This window comes from Rhizobium sp. BK251, from assembly GCF_004345245.1.
Classification (GTDB): domain Bacteria; phylum Pseudomonadota; class Alphaproteobacteria; order Rhizobiales; family Rhizobiaceae; genus Rhizobium.
Genome location: NZ_SLUQ01000004.1, coordinates 315,836 through 341,396, shown reverse-complemented (window position 1 = coordinate 341,396; position 25,561 = coordinate 315,836). Strand labels below are relative to the sequence as shown.

Sequence of the window (25,561 nt, the reverse complement as noted above, 5' to 3'; positions counted from 1 at the left end):
GGGGGCTGGCTGGATCAGATCGAGAGTGCCTGCCTCAGACCTTGGGCGCCTGCATTACCGGCGCGGCCGGTCGAAGCGGCGACCTTCGTCGACCCGGACCGGAACGGTGACGGCGCCTGGTTCGCCGCCAAGCGGCCGCTCGCCGCGGCTGACGGCACGCTTCTGCTCCAGATAGGAGGCATAGGCGAGCTGGACCATGATCCCTGCGATGACGAAGAGCGGGCCGACAAATGGGTTCTTGTTGGTGATGTAGAGCGCCACCTGGCCGACCATCGCAAGGATGGTACCTGCGACGAATATGCTCAGCGAATGCCGGCCGAGGACGGCAAGCGGATTGCCGGGCGGTCGGCGCAGGAGCCTCGAGAGGCTCGGAATGCTGACGACGAGATAAGCGAGCGACAGCACGTGCAGCAGGCGCGGCAGCGACAGGAAGGTCTTGTCGAAGCCGGTTATGACGACAGGCAGGCCCAGTGCGGCGAGGCTCTCTCCGGCGCTCCAGAGCTGTCCGGTGACCCAGACCAAGGAAAGCGTGACGTAGCCGGTCGCAAGGATGAAGAGGATCGGGTGCTGTGGAAGGCGTCCACCCTCGCGGACATGCATCACGGCGACGATGCCGATCGCAAAGAGGAACTGCCAGGAGAGCGGGTTGAGGAACCAATCGCCCGAGATCAGCATGTTGTGCGGCGCGACGCGATAGATGCCGGCGAAAAGCCAGAGACCACCCGAGACGGTCAGCAGCAGCAGCGGGCTGATCGATCTCAGCCCGAGCATGATCGGCACCATCAACAGGAGCGCACCATACATGGGCAGGATGTTGTTGTAGCCGATCTGATGCCCCAGCAGCAGCAGCGCCGGGATGCCATCCTTGAGATTGGTCAGTACGGCCAGGATATTGATCTCGACCAGGAGGCCCGGCCGCTGGAACAGCCACGCCCCGCAGATGAACAAGGCCAGCGTTATGAAGGTCGTGATCATGTGGGCGAGATAGAGGGTAAAGGCGCGTCTTGCCGCCTTGATGGCCGTCGTCAAGCGCTCGCCCGGCCGGAAACGCCGGCCGTAGGCGAGGCCGACGGAAATGCCGGAAATAAGCACAAAGGCCTCGGCGGCATCCGAGAAGCCGAAATTCTTGGTGGTCAGATATTCGAAGAGCTGACCGGGTACGTGATTGATGAAAATTGTTATGAGAGCCAGTCCGCGAAGCACGTCGAGCCGAGTGTCGCGTGCCGCATTCGTCCCGATCTGGAGGCTATTCTGGGCAGCGGCAGTGGGCTGGCCAATGGTTTTTGCCATTCGTCATCTCCTGTTCCGGTCAATGAATGCACCTGCGGCCAAAGGGTTCCCCCTCTGGCCGCTGCGATCGATAGGAATTCAGCGCTGGAAAGTGACGCTAACCGATCGGGAAACCGTCTCCAGGATTGGAGACGAAAGTGCCGTTGACGGTCAGACTATAGCCGGCCGGGTCGGGCGATTTTGAGACGGAAATGCGGTATTCCCGTCCTGCAAGCTGGAGTTCGGCGGCAAAGCCATCCCACTCCCCGGGGATGGCTGGGCGAACATGGAGCCGGCCGTCCTTGACGCGGATGCCAAGGAGACCCTCGACGGCCGCGCGATAGAGCCAGCCGGCCGAGCCCGTGTACCAGGTCCAGCCGCCCCGCGACGTAAGGTCGCCATGGCCGTAGACATCAGCCGCGATCGCATATGGCTCGACGCGGTAGAGATCGGCGGCGGCCCGGTTGTGCGCGTGGTTTATCGGGTTCAGGAGCTTGAAGCATCTCCAGGCGTCGTCGCCCCGGCCGAGTTCAGCCAGCGCCATGACGACCCAGGTGGCCGCATGGGTGTACTGTCCGCCGTTTTCGCGCACGCCCGGCGGATAGGCCTTGATGTAACCCGGGTCCCTGTTCGAGTTGGCGAAAGGAGGCGTGAAGAGACGGATGATGCCCGCCTCCTGATCGACCAGCTGCGAAAGCACCGCGTTCATCGCCGTCGTGGCGCGAGCGGGATCGCCTTCGCCTGACAGCACGCTCCAGGACTGGGCGATGGAATCGATCTGGCACTCGAGGCTCTCCTTCGAGCCGAGCGGACTGCCATCGTCGAAGTAGCCACGCCGATAGTGGCCGCCGTCCCAACCGGCAGTCTCGAGCGCCTTCTTCAACACATCGAGATGCGCGGTCCAGCGGTCGACGCGACCCTGGTCGCCGCGCTCCCTGGCATAGGGAGTGAAGCTGCGCAGTGCGCCGGCAAGGAACCAGCCGAGCCAGACGCTCGTGCCGCGACCCTGGAGGCCGACGCGGTTCATGCCATCGTTCCAGTCGCCGCCGAGGAAGAGCGGCAACCCGTTCTCACCCTTGCGGTCGATTGCGAGATCAAGGGCGACAGCGGCGTGCTCGTAAAGGCTCGCCTTGTCTTCCGAGAGCTCGGGTCGATAGAAGGAATCGTGCTGTCCCGGCAGAAGCGGCGCGCCTTCCAGGAAAGCGAGCTGCTCGTCGAGGAGGGCCTTGTCGCCGGTCGTCGTGCAATATTCGTGGATCGCATAGGCAAGCCACACAACGTCGTCGGAAATATGCGTCCGCACGCCGGCACCGGTACCCGGCAGCCACCAGTGCTGGACGTCGCCTTCGCGGAACTGGCGCGAGGCGGCATTCAGGATCTGGTTGCGGGCAAGCTTCGGATCATGCAGCAGGAAGGCCAGCGTATCCTGAAGCTGGTCACGGAAACCGAAAGCGCCGCTCGCCTGGTAGAAGGCCGTGCGAGCCATGATGCGGCAGGCCAGCGCCTGATAGGGCAGCCAGACATTGACCATGTGGTTCAGCGCCTGATCCGGCGTCGATATACGCAGACGGCCCGTGAAGCCTTCCCAGAAGCTGCGATTGGCCTGCAGGATGGCGTCGAAGTCATCCTTGCGGATATCCGCGATCAGAGCCTGTGCCTCCTCCGTCGATCCAGTATCGCCGAGGAAGAAGCAGATGTCGCGTTCTTCCTCGGGAGCCAGGACGATGTCGATCGCAAGGCCCGCGCACGGGTCGCCGTCGATCTCCAGCGAGCCGGAAAGCGGCGCGGCGGAAGCGACGGACTGCGGCAGCTGGATAGTGCCGAAACGCCCGATGAATTCGCGTCGGCTGGACGTCACGCTCGCAGGTTTTTCGCTCGCCGCGAAGAAGGAGACGCGGCCGAAATAGTCGATGCTGTAGGGGTTGCGGGCCATCAGGGCGCCGGATTCCTCGTCCTGCGTGGAGACGATGAAGGGCACCGTCCTCTGTGGATTGCTGCCGAGAATCCATTCGACATAGCCGTAGAGGCGCAGGCGTCGGGCACGTTGGCCGGTGTTGCGCAGTCGCAGCCGCTGGAGTTTCACAGGCCGCTTGCGATCGACGGTCTGAGTCAGCTCAAGTGCGATATCGTCCTGAACGCTGGAGAAGACCGAGTAGCCCAGCCCGTGGCGCGCTTCGAAGCGCGTGGCGGGATTGCGCGAAAGCGCAGCAAAGGGTGTCAGCACCGCACCGCTTTCGACGTCGGCCACATAGATCGCCTCGCCCGGACGGTTGATGACAGGATCGTTCGTCCATGCGCTCAGCTGGAAATCGCGCGAGTTACGACTCCAGGTGAAGCCGGAGCCTTCCGCGGAGACATGGAAACCGAAGTTCTCGTTCGAAATCACGTTGATCCACGGATGCGGGGTCGACTGTCCTCCAAACAGGCGAACGGTGTATTCGTGCCCGTCTCTTGCGAAGCCGCCATAGCCATTCCAGAAGTCGAGGTCGCCGGCTTCCTCGAAGGAGGCGGCCGCGAAGGTGCGAGCGTCGGAAAGAATAGGCGCCGGACGGCGCGTTTCCTCGACGGCCTGTTCAACCTGCTTTGCCGGTGCCACCAGCGAAGCCGCGCGGTTGATCTGGTCGACGATCTTGCCGTTGCGCGCGTGGAAGGTGGCGCGCGAGGCGGCCATCAGCGCGTGATAGGTCGATTCCTCCATCAGATCCTTGCGCACCGCGAAGATATGCTGGCGCAGGCCGTCGGCCTGGCCGAGGCGACGGACGTTCTCGCACATGGCGTCGAGCGCATGCTGCATGTCCTGCGCATAGGAGGACGCGCGCTCGTTCATGATGACGAGATCGGCGGTGACGCCGCGCGAGCGCAGGTACTCTGCCGCGAGCAACGCCTCGCGGGCGATTTCGAGGTCCATGTCATCATTGATGCGCAACATGAAGATCGGGAAATCGCCGGATATCGCAAGCGGCCACAGGGCGGATTGCGACTGAAGCCCGGCCAGGACGGTTGCGCCATCGGCGCGAAGATGCATGTCGGGATAGACGAGATAGCGCGCAAGGTTCTGGAACGCGGCCGCCTGCTGCGAAGTCACGCCGACATGGCGCATCTGCACCTGCGTACGCGTCCAGGCGTGGACGAGTTCGTGGCTGAAGGCATCCGGATGGCGGTAGCGGTCTATCGCCTTGTCCAATTCGTTGCGGCCGGGCGCAGCGATCGTCCAGAAGATCACGCTGACCTTCTTGCCGGCGGGCACCCGCACGGTGCGGCGCAGCGAAAATACCGGATCGAGCGTGAAGCCGTCGGTTCCGGAGAGCGTTGCGCCCGGATCGAAGGCTGCCGCTTCCGCAAGGGTCCTGCCGCGACCCAGGAACCGGCGCCGATCGGTCTCGAACTCGGTGTGACGGGTCGTTCCGGCGTTGTCGACAATGAGGTGGGCGATCACCATGTCGGGTTCGTTCGGATCGCGCTTGTTGCGCTCTGCCCTGATCACGTCACCGCGACGGCCGATCTCGGTCTTCACGAACATACGCGCGAAGGCCGGATGCGCATTGTCGGTGTCATCAGTGGTGATCACTGGCTCCAGATAGGAGGTGACCTCGATGAAGCGGTCTTCGGCGCCCATGTTGAGTAGGGTCACGCGGCGGCCTTCGGCATCGTGTTCGGTGGCGACGATGCATTCCATCTCGCTTGTCAGGTCGCCGACGGTCTTGGTGAACTCCGCCTTGTCATCGGTGAAGAGGACCTTGACCTTCTCGCCTGCAATACTGCGCGGTTCTGCCGCCGCCGACCACCATTCGTTCGTGGCGGTATCGCGCAGGAAGACGAAGCTTCCCCACCGATCTTCCGTGGGATCCGGCTTCCAGCGAGAAACGGACTGGCCGTTCCATCGCGAATAGCCGGCACCGGTCGCCGTCAACATAGTGGAATAATGGCCGTTCGACAGGAAGACGAGCTCGCGGTCCTGCATGGCGGGATCGTTGATCTTGCGAACTTCAGCACGCAGCAAGTCGTCCTGGATGCTCGCCGGAGCGTCGGATTCGTGCTTGGCGCTCATGACCGGGATGTCGCGCGGCGCCTTTTCCTGCAGCAGAAGCTCGGCAGCCTCGATCACAGGATCGGAGTGGAAGAGCTCGCGCAGGTGGCCGTTGAAGGCGACGTTCGCAACCGCTGCAATCGACATGCCGTGGTGGTGTGCGTAGTAGTTGTAGACGACTGCGCTTCTCTTGCCTTCCGGAACGCGGGTCGGCGTGAAATCGACCGCGTCGTGGAAGCCGTACCTGCCGAGGGCGCCGAGTTTGCGCAGGCGCTGCAGGTTTTCCAGCGCACCTTCCGGATCGTACTGGCTGGCGAGCAGCGAGGCGTAGGGTGCGATCACCGCATTTTGTCCCAGTCCGCGCTTCAGGCCGAGCGAAGGCACGCCGAAATTGGTGTACTGGTAGTTCAGCTGATGGTCGCGGGCGTTGAAGGCTGCTTCAGAGATGCCCCACGGAATGCCCAGACGGCGCGCGTAATTCATCTGTTCGATGACGATCAGATTGTTGGTCTGGTTGAGGATGCCGCCCTGGCGCTCCTGCATGACGAGCGGCGGCATCAGGTATTCGAACATGGAGCCCGACCAGGAGATAAGCGCGCCGCGCGAACCGACAGGCACGACCTGGCGGCCGAGACGATACCAGTGCTCGGTCGGCAGATCACCCTTGGCGATGGCAAACAGGCTGGTCAGGCGCGCCTCGGAAGCGAGCAGGTCGTAGCAGGCAAGGTCGAGCTCACCGCTGTCGACACGGAAGCCGATCGAAAGCAGGCGACGTTCCGGGCGGAAGAGGAAGCCGAAATCCATCGAGAAGGCCAGGTCGCGGGCGCGATCGCGCAAGGCGGCGAGGCGGGGGCGAAGTGCGTCGATGTTGGCAAGATCAAAGACGCTGTCGGCGATGTGTGCTTCGCAGGCCTTGATGAGCGAGGCGGCCCAGCGGGTCACTTCGCCGCTCTGGGACGACTTGACCTCGTGGTCGAGGTTGGCGGCAAGCTTCTCGATGTCGCGCGCAAGCACCGAAAGATTGATGATGCGGATCGAGGCGAATTCATGCTCGCGCTTTACGGCGGCGAGCGCATTCTGGAAGCCGATGATGCGCTCCTCGAGGCGGCGGCGCAGCGGGCGCACGGTCTTGCGGTCGTCCGGCAGGGCGTCGAGCACTTCCTGCAGGATGCCGGAAATGTCGCCGATGCCATCGAGATTGCCCTGCATGTGTGCCGAGGGCGCCTCGGCCCAGTTTCGGCAGGCCGACGAAACGGCGATCAGGTGGCCCGCAAGGTTGCCGCTGTCGACGGCCGAGACATAGCGCGGGCCGAGGGGCTGCAGGCTGTCGGTATGGTACCAGTTCAGCAGGTGCCCGCGGAACTTCTCCATGCGTTCAACGGTCGTGATCGTCTGTTCCAGGCGTTCGATGGTCTCCTCGAAGGAAATCCAGCCGAAATGACGCGCAGAGACGACCGACAGAAGGTAGACGCCGATGTTGGTGGGCGAGGTACGGGTCGCCACCGTCTGGTGGGGCGTTTCCTGGACGTTGTCCGGCGGCAGGTAGTTCTGCTCGGGAACGACGAAGGCCTCGAAATAGCGCCACGTCCTGCGGGCGATCTTGCGCAGTTCGAAGGATACGCTTTCGGGAACGACGAGCCGGTCTTCAGTCTCCGCCGACTGGCTGACGTACCAGGCAACGGCCGGCGAGAGGATCCACAAGACGGCGAAGGGAATGCCGACGAGGAAGGCGTTGTCGCCGGGAAGCGCTGCGAAGGCGAGCGCCAGGAGGGCCAGCGCCGGGGCGTGCCACATGACGCGGTAGTAGCCGAGCACCGTGGTCTGAGCGCTTGCCTGCACGCTTGCGGCGGTGCGCCACTGCAGCATCAGCTTGCGGCTGACGAGCAGGCGATAAAGCGAGCGGCCGATGGCGTCGGCCATCATGCAGGCGGAATCGGCGATGAAGACGATACGCAGCGCAACCTGCGCGTTGGCGGCACGGATGTCCGACCAGACGGTATAGAGATGCGCGCGTGCCACGATATCGCTGGTGCGCGGCACGATGCCGGAAATGAGCGACAGGGTCGGAGCCACGAACAGGCAGAAGATCAACAGGATCTGCCAGACGAGCGCCGCCAGCGGTCCCATGAAGTACCAGCCGAGAACCGAGGCGAAGAACCAGGCGATCGGGGTCAGCGAACGGCGCAGGTTGTCGAACATCTTCCAGCGGCCGAGGGCAGAGACGCCGCGTGCCGGATTAAGGATATAAGGCAACAGCTGCCAGTCGCCGCGGGCCCAGCGATGCTGACGCGAGGCCTCCACTTCGTAGCGGATCGGGAAATCCTCGACCAGCTCCAGGTCGGTCACGAGAGCACAGCGGGCCATGGAACCTTCGAGAAGGTCATGGCTGAGGACGGAGTTTTCGTCGATCCGGCTCTTTAGCGACGCCTCGAAGGCATCGACGTGATAGAGGCCCTTGCCCGTGAAGGTGCCTTCGCCGGCAAGGTCCTGATAGACGTCCGAGACGGTGAACACGTAAGGATCGAGACCACGATTGATCGAGAAGACACGCTGGAAGACCGAAGCATCCTTGCCGGTGGTCAGCGAAGGCGTCACACGCGGCTGGAGGACGCCGTAGCCGCTCTCGACGCGGCCGGTCTTGACGTTGATGACGGGTCGGTTGATCGGGTGATAGAGCTTGCCGACGAGCTTGGTGACCGAGTCGCGCATCAGGCGGGTGTCGGCGTCGAGCGTCATGACATATTGGACGTTCGGGGGCACCATGTTGGCACCCGGCAGATAGGTCGTGTCCTTGTCGCCGCGCAGCAGCATGTTCAGCTCGTGCAGCTTGCCACGCTTGCGTTCCCATCCCATCCAAACACCTTCGGACGGGTTGTAGAGGCGGCGGCGGTGCAGGAGATAGAAGCGCGTCTTGCCATCAAAAGCGTAGCGGGCCGAAAGATTGGCAATTTCCCGCTTGGCGTAATCCAGCACCTCGAGATCGGCGTCGCTCTCCTCCAGGCTCGAATCCGGCCAGTCGCTCAGAAGCGCGAAATAGATCTCTCCGTGCGGATTGGCGAGATAATGGACCTCGATATTGCGGACCAGCTCGTCGACGCTGTCGCGGTTGGAGATCAGGCAGGGGACGACGAGCAAGGTGCAGGCGTCGTCGGGTATGCCTTGCTTGAATTCGTAGCCGACCAGCCTTGTCGGTATGACGAAGAAGGTGGCGAGCGTATTGAAGAGGCCTGTCGCTCCTTCTGATGCCGGAAGGGAGAACATCAGAAGCAGGACGATCGTTTCGGCGGCGCCCATGCCGGCATGGACCATGAACCAGCCGACGAGAGCCATAGCGAGGATTGTGAGCAGCACGACGGGGGCTGCCACAGCTAGCCAGTTCAGCTTGCGCACCACCCGCACGCAGCGCTGGATAATCGTCGGGCGGTAGCCGATCGCCTGCTCCAGTTTCGGCCGGTGCATGCCGACGAGGAAGCCGCCGACATTGGGCTCATGCGGCTGCGGTTCCGTTGACTGGCGTGCCGCCTCCGTCAGGTCGATGGCAACCTGCGTCGTCTCCATCTCCGTCTTCGTCGATCGCTTGGCGAGCCGCTCGATCTGCTTTCGGTAAGTGTTGCGCGACCCTGAATCGAGTGCCGCGTAGTCCGTCTTCTCCCAAAGCAGCTTGTCGACGTGGCTGACTTCCTCGACCCAGACCGACCATTCCGTGTCGTCTATCTCGCGCAGGCTGCGGATGATGTTGCCCATCGTCACGTTGCCGGACGACAGCCGGTTGTGCTCCGCCATCGTGGTTTCTTCGGCGTCCGTGCCGGCGCGCTCGAGCCGTTCGTCGAGCCAGGAAATGGCGAGGCTCGATGTCTGCGAGCCGTCGCGCAGCCGATAGAGGAACTGCGTCGCGAAGGTGTTGTCGTTGGCGAGCGATTCGAGCGTCTTCAGGTATTCGGCGCATCTTGCCGGGTCGCCGAGGCGGATCAGTTCGTCGGCCGCCTCATTCGCCTTGCGCCGCATCCAGCGGCTGCGCTCGACGCGGCTGGAAATGCGCCGCAGATTCTCGACCAGGATGTAGCGAACAAGCGAGGGAAGGGCCCAGAGTTCGCCGATCTTCAGCGTCTCATGCGCCTGGAAGCCATCGACCAGCGCGGTCAGGCTTTCGTGCGATACGGTACTATGCGTATGGGCAACGTAGAGCCAGGCGAGCACCATGGTTCTCGGTATGCGCGTACCTTCGAACTCGACCGTCGGCAGCTCGCGATAGAAGCGCCGGGGAAAGTCGCGCCGGACCTCCTGGATCGCCTCTTCGACAATATAATGATTGTCGAGCAGCCATTCGGCAGCGGGCGTGATGGTTTCGCCGGCCTCGACATCCGCGGCGGTGGAGCGGTAGACCCGAAGGATCTCCTTTTCGTTCTCCCGATGGCGCGCGAAGAAATCAAAGGCCTTGAAAGCAGGAAGTCTCGTGACTTCACCGAGGGCGACGGACTCCCCGACCGCCTTCATGTCTCCAATTGTCAGGTAAGTGGAACGGATCGAATCGTTATGATCGATCTGCTTCGCCTCAGTATCGCGCTGCGTGGTATTCGGCATCAAATCAAGAGACATGGGGTCGGTTCTGTATCCAAACAGGTTTATTGGCGGTCGAGCCTAGCCTTTTGCACCGTCAAACATGACTGCCACATGAATGAGCCTTTTCGTACCTTTCTCAGGCTGGAAACGGCGGACGCGGGACCGTTCACGGGACAAATAGATCTAAGCGTAGAATGCACGTGGCTTGGTCAGGAGCATGGCAAATTTTAGCCACGATCCGCAAAGCAATGGCGAAAACTTGGACACCATCCCGACAATTCGAGTCAAGGCATAAAGATGGGCGAGGTTAGGTGAGAACGGATATTAGCCCCATCGGCGCAGTGTCATGGGGTGGAGTGAGGGTGCAATCTCGGCGGAATGCCATGCCGCATGAAAAATCCGGCGGCTCTTAAGGCCGCCGGATCCTGAACCTGGAACTGTTCGTGTCGTCACGCCCGACGCATAAGGCGTGCGACGATGGATATGATGAACAGCACCAGGAACAGGAAGAAAAGGACCTGGGCGATCGATGCCGATACTCCGGCCACGCCGCCGAAACCAAGGACGCCGGCAATGAGCGCTACCACGAGGAATACAAGCGCATAGTAGAGCATTGTGATCTCCTTACTTTGATGAGCGTTAAACGAAGAGTGTTTGCGGTTGGTTCCATCAACCTGAAAAAATCATTGCGATTCAACGGGTAAAAGGAAGGGCGCATGGGAAGGCCCCGTGCGCCCGGCGGCGGATCAAGTGGCTGGTGCCACACGCCTACTTTCAGGGGATCGGCTCAATGCCGACAGCGCAGATCCCGATAGTGGGACTGCGAGGTTTCCGGCCCTGACCGTCAAACGACGTGAAAGACGTAAAGGAGAATGATGATCGGAATCGGGATACCGAGCAGCCAGAGTAAAATGCCTCTCATGATCTGTTTCCTCCAACAGTTGCTTGAAGAAGGAATGTCGTCAAAGGCTGATTGTTCCCGGGATGCTCGCGCGAAAATCTTGCGAGCCTCAGGAACGGGACCGAAACCGTTTTGGATCAGTGTGGAAATTTGCGGCTCAACCGCTATTCGGCCCGGTCATCTATGCCGGGCATCCAGGGCCATTAGGGGGCAAAGGCGCCCTTAGCCGACGAGACCGCAAACAATCGCGGTGACGAAAAGAAACGCACCAGAAAAAAGCGCTACGTGAAATACTGTACGGAACCGCTCCCGGGCCGTTGCCTGAGCACCTGCACGGCGGCTGGACGAAGAACCATGATAACGGTTTACATGAGCACTCGAGATACCTAGATCCGCCATGTGTTGCCTCCATTGTCCTTGTTTTTTATGTGCCCGGCGAGCCGGAAGCACCTTTATCGACAGTCTATATATTCTCTATCTGATAGGTAGAGATAAATTTCCCTCAACCACTCGGCTGGGAGAAAATTTGACCTTCGCTAGGCAGCGGGAGATAAGCTCAGCACAAGATCCGCCACGCCCAAAGAAGCGACCGTTCTGCAATGCTCTCGCGAGGTGCGGGCGTTTCCTTCGTGGTGATCTGACGCCGACTCTGCTCTTCCGGCAGAGCAACGCTTGACTGTTGCAAGTGTTCCGGACGGCCAGGAGGAATCAGGTAGCCCATGGTCATGCCGCCCTGGAAAAACATCCTCACCTCCTGATCACGAAAGCTAACAGTCGTTAACAGGATCATGACAGATCGACGTTGACTGTCAATAGTCTATCGCTTTAGTCGTCTTTTAAGGTGGCGTTAACCATGAAAAAGGCGGGTCAGCTGACGGTTTCCGCGGGCGCTCCCCGACGCACGAATCCCTTGCTCGCCAGCATGAGATTGCGCGTATACTCCTCGGAAAGCGCACCTTTTGCGAGGTTCTCCGAGGAAAGCCGTTCCACGACGGCGCCGTTGCGCATCACCGCCAGGCGCTCGCACATATGCGTGATCACGCCGAGATCGTGGCTTACCATCACGAATGTCAGGTTTCGCTCGGAGCGAATCTGCTCGAGGAGATTGAGCACCTCCGCCTGGACGGAAGCATCGAGCGCCGAGGTCGGCTCGTCGAGCAGCAGGATCGAAGGTTCGACGATGAGCGCGCGGGCAATCGCGACGCGCTGGCGCTGGCCGCCGGAAAGCTGGTGCGGATAGCGGAAGCGGAAGCCATTACCGAGCCCGACTTCGTCAAGCGCACGCGAAATGCGCCGCTCGCCGTCGGCGATGCCATGGATTGCGAGTGGTTCGAGCAGCAGCCGGTCGACCGTCTGGCGCGGATGCAGGGAGCCATAGGGATCCTGGAAGACCATCTGGACGCGCCGGTAGAATGCCTTGCTGCGCCTGGAGCCGACGAGCGGTTCTTCATGGATGCTGATGCTGCCCCCGCTGACCGGCGCAAGCCCTGCAACAGCGCGCAGCAGCGTGGATTTGCCTGACCCGGATTCGCCGACAAGGCCGAAGGATTCGCCGGTCGACACCTCGATGTCGACATCCTTCAGCGCATGGAAATGGTCGTAGACGACGCTCAGATTGTCTATGGCAAGCGCAGCTGTCATGAAAGCCACTCCGGCTTGCGGTCAAGGACCGGCAGTGGATGACGGCTCTCGCCGATCTGCGGCATGCAGTTCAGGAGGCCTTGGGTATAGGGGTGCTTCGCGTTGGCGAGTTCGGAAGCGGCGATTTCCTCGACGATCCTGCCGGCATACATGACGATGACGCGGTCGCAGAAGGAAGAAACGAGCCTGAGATCGTGCGAGACGAAGATCAGGCCCATGCCGCGCTCGGCGACGAGCTTGTCCATGATACCGAGCACTTCGAGTTGGACGGTGACGTCGAGCGCCGAGGTCGGCTCGTCCGCGATCAGCAGTTCAGGCCCTGCGATCACCATCATCGCTATCATGACGCGTTGGCCCATGCCGCCTGAAACCTCATGCGGATGGAGGTCGAAAACGCGCTTCGGATCACGGATCTGAACGGCTTCCAGCATGTCGAATGCCCGTTCGCGCGCTTCCGCCTTCGTGACCTTCTCATGCGTGCGCAGCGTCTCGCAGATCTGACGGCCGATCGTCATCACCGGATCGAGTGAATATTTCGGGTCCTGCAGGATCATGGCAATGCGCTTGCCGCGTAGCGCACGTCGCTGGCTCGGCGACGCGGCAAGCAGGTCCATGCCAGCAAAATCGAGGCGATCGGCGGAGACGATGCCGTGAGACTGGGTGAGCCCCATGATCGCGCGTCCGGTCTGGGATTTGCCGGAGCCGGATTCGCCGACGATGCCGAGCCGCTCGCGCCCAAGGGTGAAGGAGACACCGCGCACGGCCTCGATGACACCGGTGCGCGTCGGATAGCGGACGCGGAGGTTCTCGACGGTGAGAAGCGCGCTCATTGGCCGCTCTCCTTCGGATCGAGCGCGTCACGCAGGCCGTCGCCGAGCAGGTTGAAGCCGAGGCTGACGACCAGGATGGCAATACCGGGCATGGCCGCGACCCACCATTGGTCAAGGATGAAGCGGCGGCCGGAGGCGATCATCGCGCCCCATTCCGGTAGCGGCGGCTGCGCGCCGAGGCCAAGGAAGCCGAGGCCCGCCGCCGTCAGGATAATGCCAGCCATGTCGAGCGTGACACGGACGATCAGCGAGGATATGCAGAGCGGCATGATGTGCCGGAAGACGATGCGCAGCGGCGATGCGCCCATCAGCCTCACCGCGGAGATATAGTCCGAACGACGAACCGTCAGCGTCTCGGCGCGGGCTATGCGGGCATAGGGCGGCCATGAAGTGATGGCGATCGCGATGATCGCGTTCTGGATACCCGGACCGAGGGCGGCGACGAAGGCGAGGGCGAGCACCAGCTTCGGAAAGGCGAGGAAGATGTCGGTGATGCGCATCAGCGTCGCATCTACCCAGCCGCCGGCATAACCAGAGACCGTGCCGATGAGGAGGCCAATGGGTGCCGCGATGATCGCGACAAGCACGATGACCAGCAGCGTCAGCCGAGAGCCGTAGATGAGGCGCGAATAGATGTCGCGGCCCTGATCGTCGGTGCCGAGGAGATAGCCGTCCGTGCCCGGCGGCAGAAGCCTGGCATTTTTCAGGTCGCCGATAACCGGCGAATGGGTTGCCAGCACGTTGGCGAAGACGGCAATCAGCAGGAGGGCGATGATGATCGCCAGGCCGAGCAGCGCCAGCCTATTCTCAGAGAATTGCCGCCAGGTGATGTAGGCACGCCCGAGGCGTGCCTGCATGCGCGATTGAGGACGATCGGAAAGCAGCCATTCGCGGCGGCTCATCGGCGCCTGTTGTGTAGCGGGAGCCGTCATTTGCTGCGCGTCCTCGGGTCAAGCGTCCGGTAGAGCAGATCGGACAGCAGGTTGATGCCGATGAAGACGGTGCCGATGACGATGGTGCCGCCCAGCACCGCGTTCATGTCCGCGTTCTGCAGCGAATTGGTGATGTAAAGGCCGATCCCCGGCCAGGAAAAGACCGTCTCCGTCAGGACGGATCCCTCGAGAAGCCCGGCATAGGAAAGCGCGATGACCGTGACGAGCGGGACTGCTGCATTGCGCAGTGCATGCGTCCAGATCACCCGCGTCTCCGACAGACCCTTGGCGCGGGCCGCGACGATATATTCCTGGGAGAGCTCGTTCAGCATGAAGCTGCGCGTCATGCGGCTGATATAGGCGAGCGAGAAATAGCCGAGCAGCGACGCCGGCAGGATGATGTGCCGGAAGACATCGTAGAAGACGTCCCACTGGCCCTGCATGGCGCTGTCCAGGAGATAGAAGCCGGTGACCGGCGTGAAACTGTATTCATAGACAATGTCGATGCGGCCCGGGAAAGCGACCCACCGCAGCTTGGCGTAGAAGATAACGAGCGCGATCAGAGCGAGCCAGAAGATCGGCACGGAGTAGCCGACGAGGCCGATGACGCGAACCACCTGATCGGTGAAGCTGCCACGACGGACGGCCGCAAGCACACCGAGGGGCACGCCGATCGCTGCGCCGATGATCGTTCCAAGCGTTGCGAGCTCGATGGTGGCCGGGAAGACGCGGCGGATATCGGTCATGACAGGGTTCGTCGTCAGCACCGAATTGCCGAAGTCTCCGGAGAGGATGCCCTTCAGATAGATGTAGAACTGCTGGTAAAGCGGCAGGTTGAAGCCCATTTCCTCGCGCACGCGCTCGACGACATGGGTCGGCGCGCGGTCGCCGAGGATGGCGAGCACTGGATCGATCGGCACGACGCGGCCGATGAAGAAGGTGACGGCCAAGAGGCCGAGATAGGTGGTGACGGCGGCAAACAGAAAACGACCGGTCGCCTTGGCAAAGGAAGCGGCACGGCCCTTTCGGGGCCGTGCTTCCTGTCTGGTTTCGAGTACGGTCACGGCACTAATCCTGCCGGATCATTCCTTGCCGATCGGGCCGACGTAGTTGGTGTCGAAGCTCGGTCCAAGCTTGAAGTCCTTCAGGCTCTTGCGATAGCCGGCAACTTCGATCTGCTGGAAGATGACGACGAAGGGGCTGTTGGCCAGGAACTTCTTCTGGACGTCTTCGTACATGGCGGCGCGCTTGGCGGCGTCACGCTCCAGCAGAGCAGCCTTGGTCGTCTTGTCGAGCTCCGGCGCTTCCCACGTGTTGCGCCAGGCGAGCGTCTTCACCGTGCCCTCGTCGGAATTGTCCGGGTTGGAGGTGAAGGTGTCGGCGTTGGAGTTCGGGTCAAAATAGTCCGAGCCCCACTGGCCGATATACATGTCGTGCGTACGTGCACGGAACTTGGTCAGCGTCTGCTTGCCGTCGCCGGGGATGATCTCCAGCTTCACGCCGGCCTGGGCAAGCGTCTGCTGCATGGATTCGGCGATGCCGGTTACCGGCTGCGTGTTACGAACGTCCATGGTGACCGAGAAGCCATCCGGCAGGCCAGCCTTGGCGAGCAGTTCCTTGGCCTTGGCCACATCGAGCTTGTAGGGATTGTCGTTGAGTGCACCGAGCTGGCCCTCGGGCAGGAAGGTCTGGTGGATCTCGCCGATACCCTTGATGAGGGTCGCGCCGATCGCGTCGTAATCAACGAGATATTTGAAGGCTTCCTGGACTTCAGGCTTCTTCAGGTTCTCGTTCTTCGAGTTGAGACTGACGTAGTAGACGGTGCTCTTCGGCGCGCTGGTCGTCGCGAGCTCGGCATTCTTCGAAATCGCGTCGAGATCGCCGGGCTCCAGGTTGCGGGCGATGTCGATATCGCCTGCCTCAAGCGCGAGGCGCTGGCCCGAGCTTTCCTTCATATAGCGATAGATGACGCGGGCGAGCTTCGGCTTTTCGCCGTAGTAGTTGTCGTTGCGCTCCAGCACCACGACTTCGTTGGCGCGCCATTCACGCAGCTTGAAGGCGCCCGAACCGGCATAGCCGGTCTTCAGCCACTCGTTGCCGAAGTCGTTGTCGTACTTGTGCTCGGCGTCCACGTTGACAGGCTTCACATGGTCCAGGACCAGTTTCTTGTCGACTACGGAAGCGACGGTTGCAGTCAGGCAGTTCAGCACGAAGCTCGGTGCATAGGCCTTGTCGACGGTGAAGGTGAAGGTGGTCGGATCGGTGGCCTTTGCCTTTTCGGTGACATTGTCGCCGGTGAGGCCGAACTGGGTGAGGATGAAGGCGGGGCTCTTGTCGAGCTTGACGGCACGCTCGAAGGACCATGCGACGTCCTCGGCGGTGATCGGGTTGCCCGAGGCGAACTTCAGGTCGGGCTTAAGCTTGAAGGTATAGGTCAAGCCGTCATCGGAAACGGTCCAGCTCTCGGCGAGATCGCCCACGATCTTCGACGTGTCGTTCATGTCGAGACGCACGAGCAGGCTGTAGGTGTTGCTCGTCACTTCTGCGGTCGAAAGCTCGAAGGCTTCACCTGGGTCCATGGTGATGATGTCGTCGATCGCGAAGCCTTCGACGAGCGTGTCGGCCGGCGTCACAGCGAATGCGGCAGGCGCTGTCATCATCAGCAGCGACATGGCGGCGCTTGCGGAAAGAATGCGGACGGTGCGGCTGACTTTATTGATGATCATTTTTGTTCCCCTTTTATTTGAATGCCTATCTGTAACTCTGTTCAAGCGGCTCCGGCGACGTTCTCCCTCCACGCCGAAGCCAGGATGCGAAGCCAGTTCTCCCGGGCCAACTTCGTCAAATCCGCGTCACCATATCCAACGCTTTTGAGGGCGGCAATCAGCTTTTGGTTGCCGGCGGCGTCGCCGATTTCCTCGGGTATCGTGGCTCCGTCAAAGTCCGATCCGAGAGCGACATGATCGATGCCAATCCGCTCGACGAGGTAGTCGATGTGGCGGATCATGTCTTCCAGAGGCGTTGCCGCATCGGAGCGGCCGTCGGCGCGCAGCATGGCGGTTGCGTAGTTCACGCCGACGAGCCCGTTGCTCTCTCGGATCGCATCGAGCTGCCTGTCGGTCAGGTTGCGGGCGACGGGCGTCAGCGCATGGGCATTGGAATGGCTCGCGACCAACGGCTGGTCGGTGGTCTTAGCCACGTCCCAGAAACCCTTTTCGGTGATGTGCGCGAGATCGATGAGGATACCGAGCCGGTTGCATTCGCGCACGAGGGCGAAGCCGGCTTCCGTCAGGCCCGGGCCGGTATCCGGCGTCATCGGATAGGCGAAGGGCACGCCATGGCCGAACACATTGTTGCGGCTCCATACGGGGCCGAGGGATCGCAGGCCGGCGGCATGGAATGTTTCCAGGGCGGCAAGGTCGGGATCAATCGCCTCGCAGCCCTCGATATGCATCACCGCCGCGAAGATGCCGCTGTCCATTGCCCTGCGGATGTCGCGGGTCGAGCGGCACAGACGCCATGCGCCAGCCCGGTCCAGCCTCAGGGCGATGGCCGCCATTTCAAGGGCTATATCGAGAGAGGGGCTGCGCTCGAGCGGAGCGGCAAGCGGCGTCGCATAGTGACCGCGAAAATCCGGATCTGCAAAGACGAGGTCCCCGGAGGGAACGTAAATTGCGCAGAGACCGCCGGCGAGCCCACCTGCTCGGGCCCGGGGACCATCGATGTGCCCGGCTGCCGTTCCTTCCGCGAATTCGGCGATTGGGTCCGAACCCTCGCGCATATGCGTCCAAAGTCTCAGGAGAACGTCGTTATGACCATCGAATACGGCTTGCATGTCTTATCCTGGCAGGGGCTCAAGCGAGTAGATGAAAGGCGCCAGAATAAGCACGATGAGAGGATTCGCCAGACCTATTTTTTAGTAGGTTCACTGGTCGGCGCCGCAGACTCAAAAACGCCGCAGGCGGGGTAAGCCCCGCCTGCCACTGATATTCGATGGGCTCGCGCGTCAATGTTTTGCGCGTTTCTTCTGTCGGTAGACGTCGATGACAACGGCCGCGATGATGATGATGCCCTTGACGATCTCCTGGTAGTAGGCGTCGACCCGCAGGAAGGTGAAGCCGGAAGTCATCACGCCCAGGATGATCGTGCCGATCACCGTGCCCGTGATACGGCCAACGCCGCCGGTCAGCGAGGTGCCGCCGATGACCGTGGCGGCGATCGCGTCCAACTCGTACATCACGCCCATGCCCGCCTGTGCGGTCTGGGCGCGCGCCGCCGTGACGACGCCGGCCAGACCCGCAAGCAGGCCGGCGATCGCGTAGACCTTGATCAGGTGCGCCTCGATGTTGATGCCGGAGACGCGCGCAGCCTGAACGTTCGCGCCGATCGCATAGGTGAACTTGCCGTAGCGGGTGTAGCGCAGCGCGATGTGAAAGATCAGGGCGACGACAAGAAAGACGACCACGGGCCAGACGCCGGTGCCGATGAAGTTGAACTGGTCGGTCAGTCCGGAGACCGGTTGGCCCTTCGTGTACCATTTGCAGACGCCGCGTGCCGACACCATCATGCCGAGCGTGGCGATGAACGGAGGGATTTTCGTCCGCGCGATCAGCTGACCGTTGATGTAACCGGCGGCAAGCCCGATGAGCAGGCCGACCCCGATCGGAATGAAGAAGGGCAGATCGGTGAGAGACGGATAGAGGGCGCGGGGCCAGGTAGATGCCTGGGCAAAGCTCGCCGCGATCATTGCCGTCATGCCGACGACGGAACCCGAGGAAAGGTCGATACCGCCGGTAATGATGACCTGCGTGACACCCACGGCGATGATGCCGATGACGGAAACCTGCAGGATCATGATCGTCAGGCGCTGCGGATTCATGAGGAAGCTCTGGCCGATGAAGATCCAGCCGAGGACCTCATAGACGAGCGCAATGCCGATCAGCACCAGGAAGATGTTGAACTCCGGGGGAACCCTTCGGCGCCTCGTTCGCGTTATCAGCGGGGCGGTGCTCTCCGCAGCTTTCGTACTCATGTCATTCCTCCCTTTCGTGAGGGCCTGCGCGCGATCACTGCGCAGCCAGTTCCATCACCTTGATCTGGGTTGCTTCGGCGCGGTCGAGAAAGCCGGTGACCCGACCCTCGTGCATGACCATGATGCGGTCGCTCATGCCGAGCACTTCCGGCATTTCCGACGAGATCATGATCACCGCCACGCCGTTGCGCGCCATCTCCGTCACCAGTCGATGAATCTCCGCCTTGGCGCCGACATCGATGCCGCGCGTCGGCTCGTCGAGGATCAGGATGCGCGGATTGGTGAGCAGCCAGCGACCGATCAGCACCTTCTGCTGGTTGCCGCCCGATAGGTTCTCGACGCGCTCGTCGAGGTTCGGCGTCTTGACGCGCAGTTTGGCCGCCATGTCCTCGCAGGTCGCCTCGATAGCGCTTTCCTGTACGAAGCCGCCCTTCACGAACTTGTCCTGCAAGACCGCGATCTGCATGTTCTCAAGGACGTTCAGGATCAGAAGACAGCCGGTGTCCTTGCGGTCTTCGGTGAGGAACGCCATGTGGTGCTGGATGGCGACCGTCGGCGAAGTGATGTCGACCGGCCTGCCGTAGAGCTCGATGCTTCCCGAACTAGCGGGTGTGACGCCGAACAGCGTTTCGGCGACATTGGAGCGGCCGGAGCCGACCAGACCGGCGACGCCGAGGATCTCGCCGGCCCGCACATCGAAGGATACGTTCGAGAAGATGCCCTTGAGGGAAAGGTCCTTCACGGAGAGGACCACGTCGCCAATCGGCACTTCCTCCTTGGGGAACATCTGGGTGATCTCGCGGCCGACCATCATGCGGATGATGTCGTCGCGGGTCACATCGGTCGATGCGTGCGTGCCGATATATTTGCCGTCGCGGAAGACGGAGAATTCGTCGGCGATCTCGAACAACTCATTCATCTTGTGGGTGATGTAGACGATGCCGATGCCGCGCGCGCGCAGGTCCCGGATGATCTGGAAGAGATGGTCGACCTCGTGCTCGGTGAGCGCCGATGTTGGCTCGTCCATGATGAGGACGTCGGATTTGTAGGAGACTGCCTTGGCGATCTCGACCATCTGGCGGTTCGCGACCGAGAGGTGGCGAACCTCGATATCCGGATCGAGCGCGATGTTCAGCCGGTCGAAGAGTTCCTCGGTCATGCGGTGCATCGCACCGTGATCGATGAAACCGAAGCGGTTCTTCGGCTCGCGGCGGATCCAGATATTCTCCGCAACCGTCATGAAGGGCATCAGGTTCAGTTCCTGATGAATCATGGCAATGCCGTTTTCCAGTGCATCGAGGGGCGACTTCAGGCGGATATCCACGCCCTTGAGGTGCACCTCGCCCTTGTCCGGCGTGTAGATGCCGGCGAGAATCTTCATCAATGTGGATTTGCCGGCGCCGTTTTCGCCCATCAGGGCGTGCACGGTGCCGCGCTTCAGCTTGAATTGCACGTCGTCGAGGGCGACGACGCCGGGAAACTCCTTGCGGATGCCTTCCGCGGCCAACAGGAATTCGGCGTTGGGAATAGCGCCGCTTTCGCGCACTGCTGCCATGGTGGACGGGCTGACGGCCATCTCAGTTCCCTCCCGGAACACGTCTCAAAGCGGGGATGCGGGCGCGAGCGCCCCCATCCCCGGTCTCGCAATCAGTTCTTCGCGACGAAGTCCTTGACGTTGTCGGGCGTGACGAGCTGGAAGGGGATGTATACCTTCTTCTCGACCGGTTCGCCCTTGACGAGCTTCAGAGCCGTGTCCACCGCGCCCTTGCCCTGGCCGGCGGCGTCCTGGAAGACCGTTACGTCGAGGTCGCCGGCCTGCATCGCTGCGAGCGCATCCTGCGTGGCGTCAACACCGCCGATGATCACGGTGTCCATGCCCCTGCCGGCCGCCTTGAGAGCCTGGATGGCGCCGATCGCCATCTCGTCATTGTTGGAGATGACGGCGTCGAACTCGATGCCGCTGGAGAGCCAGTTGGTCATCAGGTCCGAACCTTCCGTGCGCTGCCAGTTGGCTGTCTGCTCTTCGACGATTTCGATGCCCTTGCATTCGTCCGTCGCCACGACGTCATGCACGTCCTTGGTGCGCATCCGGGCAGCCTGGTTCGAAAGTTCGCCCATCAGGATGACGGCCTTGCCCTTGCCGCCGAGCAGCCGGCAAATTTCCTTCGCCTCTAGGGTGCCGGATTCAGCTTCGTTCGAAGCAACGAAGGCTTGCTTGTCCGGAAGGCTGTCAACGTTGACAGGTTCGCGGTTGACGTAGACGAGCGGTATGCCGGCGTCGGCGGCGATCTTCGACATTGCGGTCGTCGCGTCCGTATCAACCGGGTTCACGACGATCGCGTCGACGCCCGCGGCGATGAAGTTCTGGATCTGGCTCTGCTGCTTTGCGACGTCGTTCTGGGCGTCTTCGATCTGCAGCGTCACGCCGTTGAGGGTCTTTGCGTAGTCGGACATGCCGTTGCGCAGAACCGTCAGGAAATTATCGTCGAACTTCGACATCGAAACGCCAACCGTCTCGGCGTGAGCGGCCGTCGACAGGACGAGCACCATCGCGGTGCCCAAGAAAAACTTCTTCATTTTATCTCCTCCACAAGCGGTGTCCGGCCCACCTCCAATTGCCGGATCCCGCCGTCGAACGGCGGGCAAAGTCTGTACGATCAAGCGCCACTCCCCGGAGCGTCGAGATCGAAACGGAACAAACAAACCGAAAAATTTGTCTCGCGGAATATTCATTCCATTTTCTGGCGCGAACGTCAACCCTGTTTGGAGTCTAAGGCACTGCCGGACCTGCCGGACGGACGAAAATAAGATCGCGGCAGATAGGGTGCGCTCCCTCCCGTTGTAACTGATCTCAGCGTCGCCTATCTGCATGCCGCAGAGGGAAACCTCGCCGTCGCGAGGCTGGTCGAGCCCTCCGACGCGGCTCTTCACTTTGGGGAAAACAACCATGTCCATTTCGATGTACCGCATGACCGTGCCGGTCTTTCAGCGCGGCCTCGCCAATCTTGCCGTCTATCTGGACAAGGCCGAGGCGCATGCGAGGGAAGCGGGTGAAAACGTCGACGCGCTGGTCGCCGTGCGCCTGGCCCCCGACATGCTCGGGCTTGCCGGGCAGTATCAACGGGCTACCGACACGGCGAAATTTGCTATCGGTCGTCTGACGGGGATTGAGGCACCTCGTTTCGAGGACAACGAGGCGACGGTCGCGGAGTTGCGCGAGCGTGTCAGCAAGGCAAGGAATTTCCTCGCTTCAGTGGCGCCGGAGGCTTTCGAGGGCAGTGATGCGCGGGAAGTGACGATCTCGCCCGGTGGCACCAAAACCGTGTTGCGCGGTGACGAATATGTGCTGACCTTTGCCCTGCCGAACTTCTTCTTCCACGTAGCGACGGCCCACGCCATCCTGCGCCACAAGGGCGTCAGCGTCGGCAAGATGGACTATCTTGGCAGCTTCGCCTGAGATGCTTCAGGGCCGGTAACTGACCGGCCCCTTCTCGGTAAGCTCCGTATAGGCGAGCGTCTGGTCGAGATGCCGGGCGCGCAGCGACAGGAGCTTCTCGGCATATTCCAGCCTGACGGCCGCATAGGCCGGGTCGGTGGCGCGGTTTTCGAGCTCCATCGGATCGTTCTGGAGGTCGAAGAGCAGGGCCGGCAGGCCGGCGAAATGCACGTATTTGAAGCGGTCGTCGCGAATGACGGCGAGATTGCATTGGTTCGACCGCAAGCCAAAGTGCCGCTCCGCCTCGCCATTGGCGATGTCACGGAAATCGAACTCCCAGAAGGCCGCGTCGCGCCATTGCGACGGCTCCTGCCCATCCAGAAACGGCATCAGCGTGTCGCCGTCGACATGGTTGCCCGGTGCTGCGCCGATATAGTCGGAGAGCGTGGGGAAGATATCGGCCGCGCTGGTGAACCGATCGATCTGGTGCCCGGCGGAGGAAGCGCGTTTCGGATCGCGAATGACGAGCGGCACGTGATAGCTTCCGTCGAAAAAGCCTCCCTTGCCGAGAGACCAGTGGTCGCCGGCCATCTCCGCATGATCGGAGGTAAAGACGATGAGCGTATCCTCCCAGGCGCCGCTATCTTTCAGCGCCTGCCAGATGCGGCCGAGCTGCGCGTCGACCTCGGCGATCATGCCGTGGTAGATCGCGCGGATCGCCGCAAAATCCCCTGCATCCCAGTCGCCGGCCGGGCCTTGCGCGCCATGAATGAAGCTCGACTTGTTCAGGCCCTCAATCGCGTAGGCGAGATAAGGATGTGCGGCAGCCTCGGTCTCGCGCTTTGGGGCCCGTGCGATGGTCCCGTCCGTGGACGGGTCGAACATGGTGTTATAGGGCGCCGGAACGGAAAAGGGTGGGTGCGGCCTCAGGAACGAGACATGGGCAAACCATGGCGCATCCTGTTCGCCGAGCCAGCGAATGAACTCGCCGGTCATGAAGGCGGTCTGGGTCTCGTCCTTGGAGTAGGCGGGCGCCTTGTTGGAGATTTCGCCCGGCCGAGCGCCGACTGGAATGTGGATATCGCGGCTCGTGGCATCGGCATGGCCGCGCTCGCGCAGCCAGGAGAGCCACTGCTTTTCATGCTCGGGCAGAAGCTGGCGCGCCGTGAAGCCGGGCAGGACGCCCTCGTAGGTCGTCAGATGCGGGTCGTTCGCATCCATGCCGCGCGGATCGGGCGCAGTGTCGGTATAGCCAAAAAGGGTCGGGTCGTAGCCGGCGCGTCGCGCCGCAAGTGCCAGATTGTCGAAGCGTGCGTCGAGCGGCGAGCCGTTGCGGCAGACGCGATGGTTCATCTGGTAGAGGCCGGTATAGAGCGTCGCGCGGGCCGGCGAGCAGGGTGCGGCACCGGCAAAGTGCCGGCGGAACAGCACGCCCTCGCGGGCGAGTGCATCGACATTCGGTGTCTTCATTCTGGGATGGCCGACGGCCGAGAGGCAATCTCCGCGCCATTGATCCGCGGTGATAAGCAGAATGTTCGCCATGCGTAGTCCTCTTCGCCGAATCCCGTCAATCCGCGAAGGCTTAGACGAGTTGGACGACCGGAGGAAGACGGGCACGCTTCGAGCGGGATCAACCGGCGTCAGGAATCGAGAGCAAAAGCATCGCTCTCTCCAGGGACGAGCTCAAGCGGCCAGATCGTGTTGCGGGCACCCTTCGGATAGGAATCGGCATAGGCGGGCATCGTGGCAAGCAGGGTTTCGGCGAGCTCGACGCCGAGATCACGCAGCGACATGCGAAAGCAGGTGAGCGTCGGCTGCAGGAATTTCGCGCGCGGTTCTTCGCGGAAGCCGATGACCGCGAGATCACGGCCGGGCACGATCCCTGCCTCGACGAGACGGCGATAGAGCCCGATGGCCATCAGCTCGTAGATCAGGATGATCGCGGTCGGTTTTTCCTGGATCATCAGGAGCTCGTGTCCGGCCTGATAGCCTCCCTGCTCGCTGGATTTTACACGGATTACAAGCTCCGGATCGTAGTCGATACCGTGCCTCTCCAGCGCCTGCCGATAGGCGTCGACGAAAACGTAGCCGAGATTGATGTCGGTCGACGGTGCGGCGATCGCGATGCGGCGATGGCCCTTGGCAACCAGCCGGTCGACAGCGGAGGTCGCGACACCCTCGAAATCGAGGTCGATCCAGGTGTAGCTGTCGCCGCCGGAGGAACTGCGGCCAAGCCCGACGAACGGAATCTTTGCTTTGACGAGCAGGTCGATGCGCCGGTCTATCCGCTGGGTGGCGGAGATGATCATCGCATCGACCACCCGCCGCGCCACCATGCGCTTCAGATATTCGTAAGGGTCTTCGTCGCTCGGGCAAGGAAGCATGACGAGATCGAGGTTGTGGCGAGCGAGCACGGTCTGCAGGCCGCCGGTGACGCCGAGAAAGAAGTTGTCGCTGTTCTCGACCGTCTCCTTGCTCGATTCGATCATAAGGCCGATGACATTGGTCGTCCCCTGCCGGAGGCTGCGCCCGGATTGGTTTGCGACGTAGCCGAATTCCTCGGCGGCGGCGAGGACGCGCTTGCGCGTCTCCTCGTTCACATCCGACTTGCCGTTTAGCGCACGTGAGACGGTCCCGATCGAGATGTCGAGATGCTTGGCAAGCTGACGGATTCCCTTCATCTGTGGCAGGCGCTCCTCCTGAGGATTTCTACTCCTTTATTGCCATAGGAAAACGTTTACGGAAAGTGTCCCCATGGAGCGGTGGATCGCCAACTGCACCCGATTGTGCCTTGCGGTCACGACCAGGGAAGATTCTTTTTTGCCCGGCCGGTGGCTGCATCAGGCAAAGACCCGGCGATAGCAATGATTTACATCGCAATTTCGATATATCGAGCTGCTATTGACAGCAGTAAACGTTTCCGATTAGTGTCG

The 25,561-nt window shown here is 61.8% G+C and carries 16 protein-coding genes; 1 reads left to right on the top strand and 15 read right to left on the bottom strand.

Annotation, left to right across the window (positions count from 1 at the left end):
• Positions 1-54: 54 nt before the first annotated feature.
• The 13 genes from opgC to EV286_RS11570 all read right to left on the bottom strand — a co-directional run bounded on the left by opgC (position 55) and on the right by EV286_RS11570 (position 21,769).
• Positions 55-1,290: an OpgC domain-containing protein gene (gene opgC / locus EV286_RS11630; protein WP_132957199.1), complete on the bottom strand. Its 1,236-nt coding sequence runs from the start codon at positions 1,288-1,290 to the stop codon at positions 55-57.
• Between the two features lie 97 nt (positions 1,291-1,387).
• Positions 1,388-9,892, bottom strand: coding sequence for a glucoamylase family protein (locus EV286_RS11625; protein WP_132957198.1), 8,505 nt, complete (start codon positions 9,890-9,892; stop codon positions 1,388-1,390).
• Between the two features lie 413 nt (positions 9,893-10,305).
• Complete coding sequence (locus EV286_RS11620) at positions 10,306-10,470, bottom strand: DUF1328 domain-containing protein (protein WP_132957197.1); 165 nt, start codon at positions 10,468-10,470, stop codon at positions 10,306-10,308.
• A gap of 843 nt (positions 10,471-11,313) precedes the next feature.
• Positions 11,314-11,502, bottom strand: a complete 189-nt coding sequence (locus EV286_RS31935; protein ID WP_165932828.1) for a hypothetical protein — start codon at positions 11,500-11,502, stop codon at positions 11,314-11,316.
• Between the two features lie 122 nt (positions 11,503-11,624).
• Positions 11,625-12,398 carry an ABC transporter ATP-binding protein gene (locus EV286_RS11610; RefSeq protein ID WP_132957195.1) on the bottom strand — a complete coding sequence of 258 codons (774 nt, stop codon included), beginning with the start codon at positions 12,396-12,398 and terminating at the stop codon, positions 11,625-11,627.
• The gene (locus EV286_RS11605; RefSeq protein WP_132957194.1) at positions 12,395-13,228 is read right to left on the bottom strand and encodes an ABC transporter ATP-binding protein; all 834 of its coding nucleotides are present in this window, start codon (positions 13,226-13,228) and stop codon (positions 12,395-12,397) included. Before EV286_RS11605 ends, EV286_RS11610 begins: the two co-directional genes overlap by 4 nt.
• Complete coding sequence (locus tag EV286_RS11600; RefSeq protein WP_132957193.1) at positions 13,225-14,160, bottom strand: ABC transporter permease; 936 nt, start codon at positions 14,158-14,160, stop codon at positions 13,225-13,227. Before EV286_RS11600 ends, EV286_RS11605 begins: the two co-directional genes overlap by 4 nt.
• Positions 14,157-15,224, bottom strand: a complete 1,068-nt coding sequence (locus EV286_RS11595) for an ABC transporter permease (RefSeq protein WP_132957192.1) — start codon at positions 15,222-15,224, stop codon at positions 14,157-14,159. Before EV286_RS11595 ends, EV286_RS11600 begins: the two co-directional genes overlap by 4 nt.
• Before the next feature lie 18 nt (positions 15,225-15,242).
• The gene (locus tag EV286_RS11590; protein WP_132957191.1) at positions 15,243-16,886 is read right to left on the bottom strand and encodes an ABC transporter substrate-binding protein; all 1,644 of its coding nucleotides are present in this window, start codon (positions 16,884-16,886) and stop codon (positions 15,243-15,245) included.
• A gap of 41 nt (positions 16,887-16,927) precedes the next feature.
• A complete protein-coding gene (locus tag EV286_RS11585; protein ID WP_132957190.1) occupies positions 16,928-17,995 on the bottom strand; it encodes a dipeptidase in 1,068 nt (355 codons plus the stop codon).
• 171 nt (positions 17,996-18,166) lie between these two features.
• Positions 18,167-19,192, bottom strand: coding sequence for an ABC transporter permease (locus tag EV286_RS11580; protein ID WP_132957189.1), 1,026 nt, complete (start codon positions 19,190-19,192; stop codon positions 18,167-18,169).
• A 34-nt stretch (positions 19,193-19,226) separates the two neighbouring features.
• Complete coding sequence (locus EV286_RS11575; protein WP_132957188.1) at positions 19,227-20,768, bottom strand: sugar ABC transporter ATP-binding protein; 1,542 nt, start codon at positions 20,766-20,768, stop codon at positions 19,227-19,229.
• Between the two features lie 71 nt (positions 20,769-20,839).
• Positions 20,840-21,769 carry a sugar ABC transporter substrate-binding protein gene (locus EV286_RS11570; RefSeq protein ID WP_132957187.1) on the bottom strand — a complete coding sequence of 310 codons (930 nt, stop codon included), beginning with the start codon at positions 21,767-21,769 and terminating at the stop codon, positions 20,840-20,842.
• Positions 21,770-22,139: 370 nt separating this feature from the next.
• On the opposite strand from EV286_RS11570, the gene EV286_RS11565 reads away from it, so the two are divergent.
• Complete coding sequence (locus tag EV286_RS11565; protein WP_132957186.1) at positions 22,140-22,649, top strand: DUF1993 domain-containing protein; 510 nt, start codon at positions 22,140-22,142, stop codon at positions 22,647-22,649.
• Positions 22,650-22,655: 6 nt separating this feature from the next.
• Here the strand turns inward: EV286_RS11565 and EV286_RS11560 are convergent, their stop codons facing one another.
• Together EV286_RS11560 and EV286_RS11555 are read right to left on the bottom strand one after the other, a co-directional pair.
• The gene (locus EV286_RS11560; protein WP_132957185.1) at positions 22,656-24,170 is read right to left on the bottom strand and encodes an alkaline phosphatase family protein; all 1,515 of its coding nucleotides are present in this window, start codon (positions 24,168-24,170) and stop codon (positions 22,656-22,658) included.
• Between the two features lie 98 nt (positions 24,171-24,268).
• On the bottom strand, positions 24,269-25,309 hold the full coding sequence (locus EV286_RS11555; RefSeq protein WP_132957184.1) for a substrate-binding domain-containing protein: 1,041 nt from the start codon (positions 25,307-25,309) through the stop codon (positions 24,269-24,271).
• Positions 25,310-25,561 lie beyond the last annotated feature (252 nt).

What these genes read in the sequence shown, in the direction of transcription:
- EV286_RS11600 (WP_132957193.1), bottom strand. Translation starts at nt 14,160, where the DNA reads ATGACGGCTCCCGCTACACAACAGGCGCCGATGAGCCGCCGCGAATGG.
- EV286_RS11560 (WP_132957185.1), bottom strand. Translation starts at nt 24,170, where the DNA reads ATGGCGAACATTCTGCTTATCACCGCGGATCAATGGCGCGGAGATTGC.
- EV286_RS11605 (WP_132957194.1), bottom strand. Translation starts at nt 13,228, where the DNA reads ATGAGCGCGCTTCTCACCGTCGAGAACCTCCGCGTCCGCTATCCGACG.
- opgC (WP_132957199.1), bottom strand. Translation starts at nt 1,290, where the DNA reads ATGGCAAAAACCATTGGCCAGCCCACTGCCGCTGCCCAGAATAGCCTC.
- EV286_RS11570 (WP_132957187.1), bottom strand. Translation starts at nt 21,769, where the DNA reads ATGAAGAAGTTTTTCTTGGGCACCGCGATGGTGCTCGTCCTGTCGACG.
- EV286_RS31935 (WP_165932828.1), bottom strand. Translation starts at nt 11,502, where the DNA reads ATGTTTTTCCAGGGCGGCATGACCATGGGCTACCTGATTCCTCCTGGC.
- EV286_RS11610 (WP_132957195.1), bottom strand. Translation starts at nt 12,398, where the DNA reads ATGACAGCTGCGCTTGCCATAGACAATCTGAGCGTCGTCTACGACCAT.
- EV286_RS11555 (WP_132957184.1), bottom strand. Translation starts at nt 25,309, where the DNA reads ATGAAGGGAATCCGTCAGCTTGCCAAGCATCTCGACATCTCGATCGGG.
- EV286_RS11620 (WP_132957197.1), bottom strand. Translation starts at nt 10,470, where the DNA reads ATGCTCTACTATGCGCTTGTATTCCTCGTGGTAGCGCTCATTGCCGGC.
- EV286_RS11590 (WP_132957191.1), bottom strand. Translation starts at nt 16,886, where the DNA reads ATGATCATCAATAAAGTCAGCCGCACCGTCCGCATTCTTTCCGCAAGC.
- EV286_RS11625 (WP_132957198.1), bottom strand. Translation starts at nt 9,892, where the DNA reads ATGTCTCTTGATTTGATGCCGAATACCACGCAGCGCGATACTGAGGCG.
- EV286_RS11575 (WP_132957188.1), bottom strand. Translation starts at nt 20,768, where the DNA reads ATGGCCGTCAGCCCGTCCACCATGGCAGCAGTGCGCGAAAGCGGCGCT.
- EV286_RS11585 (WP_132957190.1), bottom strand. Translation starts at nt 17,995, where the DNA reads ATGCAAGCCGTATTCGATGGTCATAACGACGTTCTCCTGAGACTTTGG.
- EV286_RS11580 (WP_132957189.1), bottom strand. Translation starts at nt 19,192, where the DNA reads ATGAGTACGAAAGCTGCGGAGAGCACCGCCCCGCTGATAACGCGAACG.
- EV286_RS11565 (WP_132957186.1), top strand. Translation starts at nt 22,140, where the DNA reads ATGTCCATTTCGATGTACCGCATGACCGTGCCGGTCTTTCAGCGCGGC.